This window comes from Mucilaginibacter sp. CAU 1740 (assembly GCF_039839285.1).
Classification (GTDB): domain Bacteria; phylum Bacteroidota; class Bacteroidia; order Sphingobacteriales; family Sphingobacteriaceae; genus Mucilaginibacter.
Genome location: NZ_JBDOQS010000003.1, coordinates 477483 through 493371, shown reverse-complemented (window position 1 = coordinate 493371; position 15889 = coordinate 477483). Strand labels below are relative to the sequence as shown.

At 44.1% G+C, this 15889-nt stretch carries 14 protein-coding genes; 12 read left to right on the top strand and 2 right to left on the bottom strand.

Annotated elements, in window-relative coordinates; genetic code table 11:
* The first annotated feature begins 290 nt into the window (after window positions 1-290).
* The gene (locus AAFN85_RS09690) at window positions 291-542 is read left to right on the top strand and encodes a hypothetical protein (RefSeq protein WP_347526972.1); all 252 of its coding nucleotides are present in this window, start codon (window positions 291-293) and stop codon (window positions 540-542) included.
* Window positions 543-553: 11 nt separating this feature from the next.
* Here AAFN85_RS09690 and AAFN85_RS09685 read toward each other — a convergent pair whose 3' ends face one another.
* Window positions 554-907, bottom strand: a complete 354-nt coding sequence (locus AAFN85_RS09685; RefSeq protein ID WP_347526970.1) for a DUF1801 domain-containing protein — start codon at window positions 905-907, stop codon at window positions 554-556.
* A gap of 76 nt (window positions 908-983) precedes the next feature.
* Between AAFN85_RS09685 and AAFN85_RS09680 the strand changes: the two genes are divergently transcribed.
* The 5 genes from AAFN85_RS09680 (at window position 984) to AAFN85_RS09660 (ending at window position 6084) form a co-directional block, all read left to right on the top strand.
* The gene (locus AAFN85_RS09680) at window positions 984-1586 is read left to right on the top strand and encodes a TetR/AcrR family transcriptional regulator (RefSeq protein WP_347526969.1); all 603 of its coding nucleotides are present in this window, start codon (window positions 984-986) and stop codon (window positions 1584-1586) included.
* Window positions 1587-1693: 107 nt separating this feature from the next.
* On the top strand, window positions 1694-2164 hold the full coding sequence (locus AAFN85_RS09675) for a (2Fe-2S)-binding protein (RefSeq protein ID WP_347526967.1): 471 nt from the start codon (window positions 1694-1696) through the stop codon (window positions 2162-2164).
* Window positions 2165-2190: 26 nt separating this feature from the next.
* Window positions 2191-2769, top strand: a complete 579-nt coding sequence (locus tag AAFN85_RS09670) for a hypothetical protein (RefSeq protein ID WP_347526966.1) — start codon at window positions 2191-2193, stop codon at window positions 2767-2769.
* A gap of 26 nt (window positions 2770-2795) precedes the next feature.
* Window positions 2796-4946, top strand: coding sequence for a molybdopterin cofactor-binding domain-containing protein (locus AAFN85_RS09665; protein WP_347526965.1), 2151 nt, complete (start codon window positions 2796-2798; stop codon window positions 4944-4946).
* 31 nt (window positions 4947-4977) lie between these two features.
* A complete protein-coding gene (locus AAFN85_RS09660) occupies window positions 4978-6084 on the top strand; it encodes an XdhC/CoxI family protein (RefSeq protein WP_347526964.1) in 1107 nt (368 codons plus the stop codon).
* Between the two features lie 248 nt (window positions 6085-6332).
* Here the strand turns inward: AAFN85_RS09660 and AAFN85_RS09655 are convergent, their stop codons facing one another.
* The gene (locus tag AAFN85_RS09655) at window positions 6333-7769 is read right to left on the bottom strand and encodes a DUF4419 domain-containing protein (RefSeq protein ID WP_347526963.1); all 1437 of its coding nucleotides are present in this window, start codon (window positions 7767-7769) and stop codon (window positions 6333-6335) included.
* Window positions 7770-7973: 204 nt separating this feature from the next.
* Here AAFN85_RS09655 and AAFN85_RS09650 point away from each other — a divergent pair, with 204 nt between their 5' ends.
* From AAFN85_RS09650 to AAFN85_RS09625, 6 genes are all read left to right on the top strand, one after another.
* The gene (locus AAFN85_RS09650) at window positions 7974-9071 is read left to right on the top strand and encodes a histidine kinase (protein ID WP_347526962.1); all 1098 of its coding nucleotides are present in this window, start codon (window positions 7974-7976) and stop codon (window positions 9069-9071) included.
* Window positions 9071-9793, top strand: a complete 723-nt coding sequence (locus tag AAFN85_RS09645; protein WP_347526961.1) for a response regulator transcription factor — start codon at window positions 9071-9073, stop codon at window positions 9791-9793. Before AAFN85_RS09650 ends, AAFN85_RS09645 begins: the two co-directional genes overlap by 1 nt.
* A gap of 25 nt (window positions 9794-9818) precedes the next feature.
* Window positions 9819-10697, top strand: coding sequence for a hypothetical protein (locus AAFN85_RS09640; protein WP_347526960.1), 879 nt, complete (start codon window positions 9819-9821; stop codon window positions 10695-10697).
* A gap of 90 nt (window positions 10698-10787) precedes the next feature.
* A complete protein-coding gene (locus AAFN85_RS09635; protein ID WP_347526959.1) occupies window positions 10788-13676 on the top strand; it encodes an outer membrane beta-barrel protein in 2889 nt (962 codons plus the stop codon).
* 137 nt (window positions 13677-13813) lie between these two features.
* Entirely contained in the window at window positions 13814-15259 is a 1446-nt protein-coding gene (locus tag AAFN85_RS09630; RefSeq protein ID WP_347526958.1) for an MFS transporter, read from the top strand.
* 32 nt (window positions 15260-15291) lie between these two features.
* The gene (locus tag AAFN85_RS09625) at window positions 15292-15861 is read left to right on the top strand and encodes a Crp/Fnr family transcriptional regulator (protein ID WP_347526957.1); all 570 of its coding nucleotides are present in this window, start codon (window positions 15292-15294) and stop codon (window positions 15859-15861) included.
* Window positions 15862-15889 lie beyond the last annotated feature (28 nt).

Here is a 15889-nt window from a genome sequence, read left to right as displayed (position 1 = left end):
GATCACCGGGTTTTTTGTTGCCGCAAAGTTATCTTTATTTAGATTGATTACAAATAATAAAGCAAATGTAAGTAGTTCTTTATCTGTTTGTTATGTTGGTGTTATTTTGAATTGAGTTTTATTGTGTAGAAAATACACTTAAAATAGGCTTTGGGTTACGGGAGTGAGGTAGGTCTATGTGGACGATATCGTCGTTGACTTCCTTAGCTAAAACCACCTCCACTTCATAACAATTTATTCATTTTAGGTTAAAAGCCAGTTTGCATACAAGTGTTATCATTAAATAACAAATGACACGCATAGCATTTTCACGCCAAACCTTCGAAAAATTTCAAACCTGCCCGCTCGATGAGCTGGAAGGAGAGATCTCCCGTGCATCTATTCGCCTAAAACTACAGGATCAAACCAGTATAGAAAACAACCGCAGCCAATATCAACAGGAACTTGACCGCCTAAGCGTAATAAAATACATCAGCCAGATGCGGAGAGGAAAGTTGAACCGGGAAGATTTTAGCGCAAAAGTAGAATTGGTTACACCCTGATAATTAGGTAATCATCCTCTGTCAATAAGTTCGAGATAATATTCAAGTTTTTCAATGATGAGTTCTATAGGCAGATCGGCATTGGGGTCTATTAACATAGATTCATATTGGTCTTTGGGTTTAACTCCTTCTGGTACCTCAATTAAACTTTTATCCAGGCAAAAGCCTAACAAAAGCTTTTTGCGGTTAAGCCAGATATAGCCTAATTTTTTGCCTTTATAAGTGAAAAACGGGATTTGAAATTTGCGTTCGTGACAAATCTCCGCATTGAAGTTTAGTATCAGATCTTTCAACGCCAGTATGCAACTTTGGTACGGCTCGGGCTTGCTGAGGTAGTACAATTGCAGTGTTGGCTGATCTTTCATGCTTGTAATTTACTATTCTTTGCTTTGTTAAGCGTGTAAATAATGTTTATAATTACCTCACCAAAAATAAAGCGTAATGGGTAGTAAAGAAAGGGTTGAGCGCCTGAAAGCGGAAGTGCACCAACATATTCTGGATGCCGCGATGGATATTATTAAAAATGAAGGCTGCCAATCGTTAAGTCTCCGCAAAATTGCCGATAGTATTGATTACAGCGCGCCTATCATTTATTCCTATTTTTTGAATAAGGAAGCTGTACTTATCGAACTATCAAAAAAAGGATTCGTGCTCCTGATCGATTGTGTGCAGCAACACCTCTCAGGCATTACAGACCCACGCGAAAGGATGGAAGCTATGCTGATGGCCTACCTTCAATTTGCGACCGATGAAGACCAGCTTTACCAGTTAATGTACACCGTAGGCACTGGCATCGACGATGTAACCAAAGCTTTCCCCGCCCTGGCCACCTTTATAGGCTTGTTTAAAACCGCCATTCAGGATCTGAACAAGAGTAAACCTCTTACCGACGAAGCTTTCCGGTGCAACTACCTCATATGTATTTCTTTTGTTCACGGTTTGGTTGCGTTAAACCGCTACCACAAGGATATCGACCCAGCTACCAATAGCATGGTTTTAAAAAAGGGCATCAGCGGTATCATCAGCACCATCGAGCATTCTTAAACCTCATATAAAACCAAAGGCGGCTGGTTTTGTAATTAAAATGATATTGGACGATTTACGGTTTGATAAACTTTTTAATTAGATTTACTTAACTAATCCAACGCTTTATGATCAACATCACCGTTAACGGGCAACGCCATGATATTGATGCCGACCCCAATATGCCTCTGCTTTGGGCAATCCGCGATATTATTGGCCTCACCGGCACCAAATTTGGCTGTGGGGCCGCGCAATGCGGGGCTTGCACCGTGCATTTAAATGGCGAGGCTGTACGCTCGTGCGTAACTAAGCTAAGCCGTGCCGCGGGGCAACAGGTTGTCACTATCGAAGGGCTTTCGCTTCATAATAACCACCCTTTACAAAAGGCCTGGAACGAATTGAACGTGCCGCAATGCGGCTACTGTCAGTCGGGCCAGTTAATGTCGGCAGCGGTGTTGTTGCGCGAAAATCCAAACCCTACCGATCAGGATATTGACGATGCCATGTCGGGCAATATTTGCCGTTGCGGAACCTACCAACGGGTTAGGGCTGCCATTCATAAAGCTGCAGCCATGCAAATGGAGGGGGCTAAAATATGAGGAAGCTGTTGGTAATCATTTGCCTGTTGATCATAATAGGAGGCGTTTCACTTTCATTTAGGCCCGAAGCCAAGAAGAAGATGGATTACGTTGCTTTGCCAAAAGATAGTGTTGGCTCGGTAAAAGCCTTTATGTCGGTATATAAAGTAATAATGAGCGCCCGTTGCATGAACTGCCATCCCGCAGGTAACGCGCCATTGCAAGGCGACGATAGCCATATTCACACTATGAATGTAAAACGCGGTGAAGATGGACATGGCGTTTATTCGGCACGTTGTAGTAATTGCCACCAGGCCGAAAATACTGCCGGTTTACACATGCCGCCGGGCAACCCTAAATGGGGACTGCCTCCCGCGAATATGAAAATGGTATTCCAGGGCCGTACGCCACGCCAGTTAGCATTGCAACTGCTCGATCCTAAGCAAAACGGCGGGCGGAGCAAACAGCAGATTATCGACCATATGGCCAAAGATGACCTGGTAGGCTGGGCATGGCACCCGGGTGATGGCCGTAAATTGCCACCCATGAGTCGTGCCGCTCTGGTAGCGCAGGTGAAATTATGGATAGCAAAAGGTGCATACGCGCCATTGGCAAAAGCAAAATAACAGGTTTAACGCTAAAATGAATCACTATGGAAACTAACGCCATATCAAGAAGAAATTTCCTCAGGGTATCTGGCCTTGCCGGTGCAGCGCTTTGCCTGGGCTTTTATTTGCCGGCCAATGCTAAAAAGGAAGAACTGGTAGCTGCAAATGCCGAATCTGGTTTTGACTTTAATGCCTGGATCAGGATAGATACCGATTGTAAAGTTACGCTTACAGATCACCGTGCCGAAATGGGACAGGGCTCTTATCAATCGGTACCGCAAATTATTGCCGAAGAGCTGGAAGTTAACCTAAGCGATATTAACGTAATATTTGCCCAGGGCAACCCAACCAAGTTTGGTAGCCAGGTTACCGGTGGCAGCTCAACCATCCGCGGATCATATAAAAAATTACTTAAGCTTAGCGCCACCGCGCGCGAAATGCTGATCACGGCCGCTGCTAACCAATGGAAAGTTCCGGCAAGTGAATGTTATGCCGAGGGCGGTCATGTTATCCACAAACCATCGGGCAAAAAGCTGAACTATGGCGAACTGGTAACAGCTGCATCACAACTTACACCTCCTACCGAAGTTAAATTAAAAGAAACATCACAATATAAATTGATCCGCAAGCCGCTGCAGCGGATGGATACCCCAATGAAAACCAACGGGGAAGCCATTTTTGGCTTGGATAAAAGGTTGCCGGACATGCTTTTCGCATCGGTTGAGCGTAGCCCGAGGTTGCGTGGAAAGATCAAAAGTTTCGACGCTACTGCCGCGCTGAAAGTTCCGGGAGTTAAAAAAGTGTTTAAGATCCAGATGATGGTTTTTAAAACCACCCGCGATGGCGTTGTGGTTATTGCCGATAGCACCTGGGCAGCCATGCAAGGCCGTAAAGCTTTAAAAGTTGAGTGGGACGATACAGGATTTGATCATGTAAATACTGTCGATATATACAAAGCCCATGAAAACCTGCTTAAAACACAGGAAGGCTTATCTGCCAAAAAACAAGGCGAGCCTGATGGGATTTTATCAAAGGCAGATAAAAAGATAGATGTAATTTATCAAACCCCTTACCAGGCCCATGCGGCCATGGAGCCTTTAAATTGCATTGCACATTATCAACAAGATAAAATAGAGATCTGGGGGCCGATCCAGGCACCGGACTGGGTGCAGGGCGATATAGCCGATAAATTTAAAATGCCGCCAGAGAAAGTGATCGTTAACATGACCTTTTTAGGCGGAGGTTTTGGCCGAAAAGCTTTCCTTGATTATACGCACGAAGCTGTTGCCATATCCAAAGAGTTGAGTGGACCGGTACAGGTGATCTGGACAAGGGAAGATGATGTAAAACAAGGCCCGTACCGCGCCGGGATCTCCTACCGGGGACAAGGATCTATCGAAAACGGAGAGATCACTGCCCTGAAATTTAAAATGGCCGGCCAAAACATCGACCATTGGAATGGCCCGGACAGGGGCAAGGCTAACGATAGCACTACCGAAGGTTTCCTGAAACCATACTACGAAAGCATCAAAAATATCAGCTTTGCCGATGTACCTTACGAAATGCCGCTGCCTAATATGTGGTGGCGTTCGGTTTACGCTTCAACAAACGGCTTTGCCTACGAAAGCTTTATGAATGAGATGGCTGCATTGGCCAAACAGGATCAGCTTGATTTCCGCAGAAAATATTTAAAAGATGAACGCTGCCAGCGCCTGATAGATAGAATGGAAGAAGTTTCGGGTTGGAAAGCCCGGAAACAGAACGAAGGCTTTGGCGTTGCCATTACCGAATGTTTTGAAACTACCGTGGGGCAGATAGTTAAAGTATCGCGCCACGCAGATGGCAAAGTGAAAATAGATAAAGTTTGGGCGGTGATGGATTGCGGCTGGTATGTTAATCCCGATATTATCAGGGCACAGGTTGAAGGTTCAGTAGTGATGGCACTGGGCGCGGCTACCATCCACGAGATCACTTTTAAAAACGGCCTTGTTGAACAGAATAATTTTTATGATTACCTGATGCCCCGCATGAGCGATGTGCCACTGGTAGAAGTACACGTTATGGAAAACACCGCCGATGCAGGTGGCGTTGGCGAACCCGGTTTGCCTCCTTTTGCGCCGGCGCTTACCGATGCCATATTTGACCTCACAGGTAAACGGATCCGCAAATTACCATTCAATTTAAATGAGGTTTAATAATTTCAAACAGTAGCAGGCCGGGTTAAGGATGAAGGAAATTATTGACATTGTAGTAGCGTATGAGCGCGCGGTAGCCGAAAATAAGAAAACCGCGCTGGCTACTGTGGTGCTTGTTGAGGGTTCGGCCTATCGTAGGGCCGGTGCCAGGATGCTCATTACCGAAGATGGGCAGCTTACCGGTGCCATAAGCGGCGGCTGCCTGGAGGGCGATGCCCTGCGCAAAGCCCGCATGGTAATACTACAACAGGAAGCCCTGCTGGTTACCTATGATACCATGGACGATGACGATGCCAAACTGGGCATTGGCCTGGGCTGCAATGGCATCATCCATATCCTGATAGAACCAATCCACGCAGGCAAAACCAATCCCATCACTTTATTAAAAGCGACAATCACAGCAAACGGAAACTCAGTTTTAGTAACCCTGTTTTCGCTGGCAAACCGCAAGGAGCCACAACCGGGCTCTTGTTTATGCCTTACCGATGAAAGCGTATTTTCAAACGGGTGGGAAGCGTTACCTTTTCACACCGAATTATTGGAAGATGCCCGCGAGGCACTGATAGCTCAACATTCATCTGTTACTACTTATCAACATTATACCGCCTTTGTTGAGTTTGTAAAACCACTAACATCGCTGGTTATCATCGGTGCAGGCAATGATGCTATCCCACTGGTAAAAATGGCTGCAATTTTGGGTTGGGATACAACCGTTATCGACGGGCGACCAATGTATGTTACTGAAGAACGTTTTCCATCAGTAAAAAAAGTAATTGCCAAACCAGACCAGATCCTGCAAAGCCTGCAAATAAAACAGTGGACCGCCTTTGTACTCATGACCCACAATTACAATTATGAGCTTGCTTTTCTAAAACATCTGCTACCGCGGCATCCATCCTACATCGGCATTTTAGGCCCGAAGAAAAAGCTGGAACGCATGCTTGATGAGCTGGAACAAAACGGCACAATAATAAGCCAGGAAACCCTCGACGCCATCCACGGCCCTGTAGGTCTTGATATCGGTTCAGAAACTGCTGAAGAAATAGCCTTATCTGTTATAGCCGAAATAAAAGCCGTTTTTTCTGAAAGGAACGGAAAATCATTAAAGTATAAAGCTACCGTGATCCATAGCGCATAGGCTGTTTATCCGGCGAACCCGCTTTTATAATTAGGAGGCACCTACGGAGCCAAATTCAGATTTATTTTAGCTACAAACATGGTACTCCTACGGAGTTTTCTGTAATTTATTCCAAACTCCGTAGGTGTACCATGTTTATAGAAATGGAGAAAGATTTTGTGGCTCTGTAGGTGCCTTCTGATTGCCAATGATTTTTTACGCAATTTCACCGACTGTTCATCCTCTTAAATACAAATGAAAAATAACGGTTATTGCCCTTTCGGTGCGGTACTCACTTCTTGATTATTAATAATAAGTTTAGTACCCGGCATTAACTTTTGTATTCTCTCAGTCTCGGCGGCATCAATATCTCCATGGATCTTAAACTGTTCCACTTTTATGTCCGCCATCTGGTTGGGGATATGCACACCGTTGGTAAAGAAAATTTCAAGCTGTTTTATGGGGCCGATGTGAAAAAGCTCGGGCGGAACATTTTTGCTGCGTAATATGATCCCACCCCAGGTATAGCCGTTGTTTTGTTGTTTTAACTGATCAACCAAAAGCGGGCTAACTGCCGTTGTATCCTTTTTCCTGATCATCCAGCCAATTTCGGGCCTCAAACCAAAGGTTTTATTGTTTTGCTTTAAGCCTACAAAGCCTGCCCATAGCTCAAGCGGTGTTTTGCCAAAATTGCCCGCTCCATCGCCTAATTGATATTCCAGGTCTACTTTCACTATTTCGTTTGGTAAACTGCCTGCCCCGGCTATTTCTTTCAATCCCATTCGTTTGCCATCCTTATCATAAGGGAAAAACTTAACTATCCAGCCATCAATAATAGTAGGTGCCCCGCATTTGCCTTCCGAGTGGTATTTAAACATAGCTTTCCAAAAATCCTTGTCTACCTTTCCCTTCGATGCCTGTATAAATTGTTTTAATGGAGGTTCGATCCCGTCTACCCACCAGTCGAGTTTGTATTTTCTTAGTGCTTCGGTTTTAGCCAAAACGCGTTCCCAATCCTGCGGGGTTCCTTCTAATGTTATCTGGGGGATCCCACAACCTATCCGCATCACTATAAACTCAAAATAGGATTTCACGGCGTTCATTAAAGTAGCTTGCGATGCCACCCTGGTAACTGGTGTAGTAGTGGTAAAGTCGGCAGTTAAGGCATCGGTAAGCTCTTTGCCTGTATGGGCTGCAATTTGCTTGCTAAACTCCGGGAAAACTTCCTCCCAGGGGCTTTCCGGATCGTCCAGTTTTATCTTGTTGTTGACTACGATCAAACTTGTTTTTCCGTCGTACTTAACAAATAATTTGCGCAGTTCCTCGCTGTTGTTGTTAACGTGGTTGGCAAATCCCTGGCTAATGAGCAGCCAGATCATATCCGGCGAAAGGGTGAACGGCCGGTGATCTGCATAAGCGGCAAACATACCTTCAAAAAAAGGATGGTAGCCCCGCGTTACCAGGCTATCTTCAATTTTACTTTTCGCAATGATGTTAAAGGCAGGTTCAGCATGCGATCTGTTTGTTGGAAATGTTGAAACGCCGTTGTCCTGCCGGATAAGGTTTTCAAGTATTACCGAGTAGCTTTCAACTTTTAATGTTGTTTCTGGTGATTTTAAATCCTCTACCTTAAATGTTATGCTTTTTTGGGCGTAACCATAAAGTATATTAAATAACAAAAAGGTAGTAATGTAAATTGATCTCATCGTTATAGGTTTTAGGTTAGATGCAAAGGTGCTTGTTATTCCATAAATAAATTGAAAATAATTATCTATAACTGTTTGATTTTGTTGCTCCATTGCTCCATCTGGTGTTAAAGTTAATCGCAAAAAAATAAACCCTCGTCTATTATTTCTGCACCTTTATCTCTTATGTAAATTCCGTTTATCGTTTATGCGTAGTTTTATATCATGGCGATAAAAAGAATATACGCGAACAAATATCTGAAACCCGTGATCCATGTATTATTCTGGACGCTGGTTATCATTTCGCCATACCTTTTTCGTAACCCCAATACCTGGCGGGGCTTTAGCAACTGGCATTATAAACTCATGATCAATAATGCTATACTGGCCGGTGTGTTTTATTTTAATGCCTATTTTTTATACCCCGTAGTTTACAACGAAAAAAAGCAACTGTTACGCTATGTGTTAGCGCTGATTGGCACAATAGCGTTGGTGCTGTGGCTTTCGCGCTTTATTGATAGCCAGCTTTCGTTGTTTAACCAGGCAGATATGGCCCGTTTGCATCCCCGCAGATGGGGAGGGGATAACCGCCCTCGCGGTGGCTTTAGGGATAGGGGCTGGTTTGGCTGGTACTTTACCAATATGCTTACTTATTTATCCATTACGGGTATCAGCATCAGTTACCGCATTATTATTGATAACGCGCAGCAGGAAAAGATCAGGAAGGAAAAAGAGAACGAGAACCTTAAAACCGAGCTTAGTTTTTTACGGTCGCAGGTTAGTCCGCATTTTATATTCAATATCCTGAATAATATGGCATCTATGGCGCGCAAAAAATCAGATATGCTCGAGCCGTCTATCATCGAGCTTTCAAACCTAATGCGGTATATGCTTTATGAAAGTGAAGGATCGAAGGTGTTGCTGACCCGCGAGGTTGATTACCTGAACAGCTATATGGCCCTGCAGCTTTTACGTTTTGGCGATGATGTAACAATTGTGTTCAATATTCCTGATAACATAAATGCTTATTACATTGAACCCATGATACTTGTACCCTTTGTGGAGAACGCGTTTAAACACGGCATTGGTATGCTTACCGAGCCGGTTGTAGCTATTGATCTGCAAATTGACGCGGACCACTGGTTAAATTTTACGGTCACCAATAAAGTTGCGCCGGTGAACGATTCGAAGGATAAAAGCTCGGGCATTGGCCTGGCAAATGTAAAAAGGAGGCTTGACCTGCTTTATGGTAATAACCACGATCTGCAGATCACGAACGATGGCACAACCTTTACCTGTAACCTTAAAATTAAATTGAATTGATGATGAGGTGTATTGTTGTTGACGATGAGAAGCTGGCGTTGGAGTTGATGGAAGACAACGTGAAAAAAATGCCGGGCCTCGAGTTGGTAGCCACCTGTAAAAACGCGATGGAAGCCATGGCTTTTTTACAGCAAGGCCAGGTAGACCTTATTTTTCTGGATATCCAGATGCCGGGCATCTCAGGCGTTCAGTTTTTAAAAGGTTTGGTTAAGCCGCCCATGGTGATTATGACAACGGCTTATGAAAACTATGCCCTGGAAGGTTTTAACCTTGATGTGGTTGATTACCTGGTGAAGCCTTTCTCGTTCGAGCGTTTTATGAAAGCGGTAAACAAAGCCTTTGAGTTGGGCAGTGTAAGATTGAAAAAAGATACGCAACCCAAAGCGCAGGTAAATGAAGGGTTTATGTTTGTTAATGCCGATTATTCAATAGTGCGCATTAACCACCCGGATATCATTTATATAGAGGGATTGAAGGATTACATTAAGATATACCTTAAAAGCACCAGCAAACCGGTAATTACCCGGCTTAGTATGCATTTTATGGAAAGTAAACTACCATTTGAAGGGTTTGCGAGGGTGCACCGGTCTTTTATCGTATCGCTTGATAAAATAACCGCTTTTAAACGCACCCGGATACTGCTTAATGATGTTGAGATACCCGTGGGCGATAATTATAAGGAAAGGATCCTGGCCTATATAGGTTACCAGGAAAATCAATAGAAAGGTTTTAAATAGATCATCCAATATGAAATACAATATTAAGGGTTTAGGTAAAGGGTTTTTAGGATTGGTGCTTACGCTCGCGCTGGGTTATTCGGCCCAGGCCCAAAAACTCAATAATGTGCAGGAAGGTGCTGTATTAGCCCCTGCCGATGTTAAGGCCGACGGAAAACTGAAGGAATGGCCCGCCACCTTGCAGGCTTATAATAAAACCACGCAGCTTTATTACACACTGGCAAACGATGGCCAAAACCTTTACCTGGCCATACAATCAACAGATCAGACAAATAACAGGAAGATCATTGCCGGGGGTATTAGTCTTACCATTAATACCGAAGGCAAGAAAAAAGATAAAGGGGCTTTCCTAATAACTTTTCCGGTAGTTAACCAATCGGCAATGCGTGGCCAGTTTAGGCGAAGGGGCGGAGCCGGAGGGCAGCAGGGTGGCCTGGATTCGGCTGCTATAGTTGCTATGCGTAAACAGATAACAGCTTCGGCTAAAGAAATTACGGTGAGCGGATTTGAGGCTATCCCGGATAGCGTGATCTCTATTTACAATGAATATGGTATTAAGGCCGCCATTGATTACGATGCCAAAGGCAACCTTGTTTATGAACTGGCTTTGCCGTTAAAGCTATTAAACATTAATGCCGATGCCCCTAAAGAGTTTGCATACAACATAAAAGTGAACGGCCTGCAATTTGGTAACCGTGGTGAAGGCGGCGGAAACGAAGGCGGTGGCGGTTTTGGTGGTGGTGGCGGCAGACGTGGCGGAGGCGGTGGTGGCTTTGGCGGCGGCGGAAATGGTGGAGGCGGCGGCTTTGGCGGTGGCAATGGCGGCGATATGCAAAGCGTGATGAGCCCGACTGATTTTTGGGGTAAATACCTATTAACAAAAAAATAATTAACTGAAATATCCCGGTGTAATTAACCAGCCAATCAGGCTGATAAAGCATCTTATTGCCTTAACTAAGCGTTTGAAACCTACCTATCTATGAAACCAAGATTCCTTTTGATATTGCCGTTCCTGTTACTATCGGCGGGGCTGTTTGCGCAAAACGTACCCGCGCGTAAACCGGCTGCTTTACCCCCTCCGCTTTTGTTGAGGCAGGTTAGCGGGATAGTAAAAGATTCTACCGATCAAACAGTAGTGGGTGCGGTAGTTAAATTGGTATCTAAAAAAGATACCGTAAGCACAGCTACTAACGCCGATGGAATCTTCATTTTTAAAAACGTAAAATCGGCCACTTTTACGCTTACCATCAGCAGCATTGGTTACCGCACACTGGTTAAAAAAATGCTTAACAACGATGCCGTGCCGAGGCTTACGTTAGATCCTATTATTTTAAAAGCCGAAACTAACGCCCTTAAAGAGGTTGTGGTTAACGGTACACCAAGCATTGTGTACAAAACTGATACGGTAGAATACCGCGCCAGCGATTATAAAGTGCGCGAAAACGCCACCGTAGATGAACTGCTGAAAAAGATGGAGGGCATGGAAGTAGGTACCGACGGAACAGTAACACACCAGGGGCAGCAAATTACAAGGGCCAAGTTAAACGGTAAGGAATATGCCGGTGGCGATGTTGCCCAGGCCATCCAAAACCTGCCTGCAGATATTGTAGATAAGATCCAGGTAGTTGATGATTATGGCGACCTGGCCGCACGTTCGGGCGTTAAAGATGGCGACCCTCAAAAGATACTGAACATTACCACGCGTGCAGACAGATCGGTAGGGAATACAGCCCGGATAACAGCCCAGGGAGGCAATAACGACCGATACAACGGGCAGGTTTTCGCACAGCGGATCAATGCCAATGAGCAGCTTGGGGTTATTGGCCGGATAGCAAACACCGTTACGGGCATAGCTTCAACCGGGATAGCGGGTGGGGCGACCAATGGTGGTGGTGGCGGCACAGGCGTTGGTGCAGGTGCGGGGAGAGGCGGCAGCCCGGGTACAACTTTCTCTGCTTCGCCATCGTTAAATTACCGCGACCAATGGAATAAAAAGATCCAGATGATATCCAGCTACGCTTACCGTTATAGTGATAATAATTCGGTAAACAGCAGTTACGGGCAAAGCAACTCTACTTTAGGATCCACCGATTTTACATCGCAAAGCACCCGGCAAAATAAAAGCAAAAGCCATAATGTAAGCTTTGAGATGGATTATACTATTGATAGTGCCAATTATTTACAGGTAACGCCTACGTTCAGTTATTCCAACTCGTCAAGCTTCAGTTCATCGGTTACTGATAATATCAACAACTTTTCAACCGGTTTTGAGCACCCTGTAGTAAACGGCTCAAATGCCAGTTTAAACAGCGCGCCAAACTATGGTGCTACCGTTTTATATCAGCATATATTTAAAAAACCGCACCGTAATGTTTCTGTGCAGTTCAGCATCAACAGGTCAAACAGCCAGGCAAATGGCGATAGGGATAACGATTATCATTACTATTTTGATAACACCCGCGATTCTTTGCTGCGCGATTCGGCCGCGCACCTGTTAACCAATCGCACCAGTAAAAACACCACTTACCGTACCAGCTTAACTTATGTTGAACCTATTAACCTGGTATCGCAATTTGAATTTAACGGCCAGGTGCGTACCGCTGTTTATGATAATAAAGCCCTCTCAGATACCGTACTGGCCAACGGCGATGTGGTTGAACTTACCCGGCTGGATAATATTTATAACTACTCCTTTACCGAAACCCGGGCCACGTTAAACTATCGGTACAACGGTAAAAAAGTAAACCTTTCATTAGGCGCAACCTTAGTGCCTACGCTGTTAACAGGTACTAAAGTAAATAATGGTACCAGCGAGAATGTATCTACCTCACGGTCGGATTTTAGGGTTATCCCGGTATTCAGGTTCTCTTATTCATGGTCGCGTACCGAGCGCATTTCTGTAGCGTATTCGGGGAGCAATACTGAGCCTAATTTTCAGCAGATCCAACCATTTACCGATCGATCCGATCCGAATAATATTATTGTGGGTAACCCAAACTTAAAGCCAACGTTTACCAACTCGCTTAATGTTATTTACAATAATTACCTTCCAAACTCGCGGTTTAATTTATCCTTCAACATCAATGGTACTACTATTGATAATCAAACTACAACCAACGTTTTACAGATCAGGCAATTCCTCTCTGCCGATCCGCTCGACCCTACCAACGAATCAAAATTCAAGTATAAAACCATCAACGAGATCCACTATATCAACATCAATGGCTCGTATGCCATAGTTGGGCGCTATAACATTGCCAAACAGTTTGATGATCGCCGTTACAACCTTTCGCTTAATGGTAATGTAACTTATGCTTATAACAACGCTATGAGTAACAACATACTTTATCATAACACCAACTGGCGTTTCGACGAACGTTTTGGTCCGCGGATAAACCCTACCGATTGGTTTGAGGTAAACCCATATGTTGGCTATGATATTTCTCGGTCGTTCACCACCCTACGTAATGCCGATCCTACTTCGCTCCGGACAACATCGTTGGGTATAGATGGCAAGGTTTACTTTTTGCAAACCTTCCAGGTAAATTACAGCGCGTCTAAAAGTTATGTTACCGGCTTAACAGGTATTAACAATAACCCTTTTGTTATCAATGCCGGTTTTGAAAAAGAGTTTTTCCAAAAAAAGAACCTGGTGCTAACCTTCAACGTGTACGATATCCTGCACCAAAACAATTTTATACAGCAAACACTTTCACCGCAGGGTGGCTACACTAACACGCTATCCAGCACGCTGAGCAGGTACTTTTTGGTTGGCCTACGCTTAAACCTGCAAAAATGGAGCGGTGCGCCAAAACGTAACGGCAAAACCATGAACAGAAGGGGCGATGGCAGCTTTATTTATGAATAAGGTAATTGGAAATGTTTTGATATTTAAAAACATCAGCAAAGCCTCACATACATGTGGGGCTTTGTTGTTACTCAGCTCTCCGCCATTTTTTAACATACATCAATGCTTATTTATTTCCTGCTCCTCAATTTTGAAGCATGAAAACAGGAACATTACAAGCATCACATCATACAGATATTGAAGCAGGTGCTGATCACAAAATCTCCGGCCTGAACCTCGCCATCGCCGGTATTTCCATCAGTTTGTTTATGATGAACCTCGATACCAGCATTGTGAGTGTAGGGCTACCAACCATGATCAAAACCCTAAAAACAACTTTTGCCTCGGCGCAATGGTTTGTGCTGGTTTATCTGCTTGTGCTTACCGCTTTAATAACCGCCGCCGGGCGACTTGGCGATATCATAGGCAAGAAAAAATTGTACCTGGCCGGTATTGCCATATTCACAACCGCGTCCCTGCTTTGCGGCTTATCCAATAGTGCAACGTTGTTTATCATATTCCGTGGTTTGCAGGGTTTGGGAGCAGCCTTGATATTGGCTTTAAGTATGGCCATAGCCACGGAACTCACACCCAAAAAGCAACTGGGCAAAGTAATGGGGATCTTATCAACAATAACAGCATTGGGCATTGCAAGCGGACCAACCATTGGCGGCATATTGCTCTCGTCTTTTGGGTGGCAATCTATGTTTTTGGTAAACGTACCTTTTGGTGTAATAGCTTACGGGTTAGGGCATAGGTATATAGTTAGTGCTGCTATTAAAAAAACAGTATCGATAGATTGGGCAGGAATAGTTTTGTTGGCGATAATCTTATCATGCTATTGTATCGGGATGACGAGGATAGAGAAAAGTGGTTTTACCCACCCCGTAGTTTTAACGCTTTTAGCAATTACGGTTTTGGGATTATTTGCATTTATTGGGTTAGAGAAAAGGATAGCACAACCCTTAATAAATATCGCCATTTTTAAAAACAGGCTTATCAGTAAAAATCTGGTGGCTACGGTACTGGTTTACACGGTAATTATAACAACGGTAATATTGCCTCCATTTTTTCTGCTAAAAGCTGCGCATTATAGTTTGGTACAGGTGGGGCTGATCATGTCGTTCGGGCCTTTGTTAACCGTTGCGTTAAGTATTTACGCGGGTAAAATAGGGGATAGGTACGGGGCAAAAACGGTGATGTTTTACGCGGTGGTCACCATAGCCATTGGATGTTATTGCATGAGCACCATCACCCCGGCCGTAGGTATTGTAGGTTATCTTTGGCGAATAGGCATAATCGCCCTCGGACTTAACTTTTTTAAAACCCCTAATAATACTGTTATCATGGAAGCAGCGCAAGCCGATCAGCGAGGGTTGTTGAGTGGTTTTTTATCGTTATCTCGGATCCTGGGGCAGATAACCGGCACCACGGTTATGGGCGTTATTTTCGCGGTTTTGTCGGGCGTGTCTGATGCTTCGGGAAAGGGCGGTTCGCCGCAGGCGGTAGCTTACGGCTTTGACCGGGTGTTTTTGATTAACGCGTTTATTGCCTTGTTTGCCGCGTTGCTGATCTACCCTAAGTTCTTTAAGCAAAATGTATAATTTTATCAGGTAATCAATCCGATCGCATATTTATGAAAGACGCCTTAGCCAAATACATCCTTAAAAAAGTTAAGATAAGTGATGCCGATCTGCAATTGGTGCTTTCGTATTTTAAACCACGTTTGGTTAAAAAGAAGGAGATCTTATTGCACGAGGGTAGCCTATCAAACAAAATGTATTTTGTGGTGAAGGGTTGCCTGCGCATCTATTTTATAAAAGATGTTGGCACCGAAGTTACCCGGAGGATCATATTTGAAAATGATTCGTCATCATCGATGGTATCTTTCATCACCGAAGATCCATCAAACGAGTATATTGAAGCCGTAATGGATTCGGAGCTGCTTTATATGGATAGGAAGGACTTTTATCACCTGGTAGAAACATTGCCCATATGGGAAAAGTTTTATCGCCGTCAGTTAGAGTACGCCTATGTAATAAATACCAAAAGGTTAATGAGTTTTATTACCAACGATGCTACCGAGCGTTATTTAGAACTGCTTAAAGAAAATCCCGAAATTATAAAACGCCTGCCCAACAGATTGGTGGCCAATTATCTGAATATTACGCAAGAGGGGTTGAGCAGGCTGAAATCGAAATTATAAGGCTAACAACACATCCACCATTTATAAT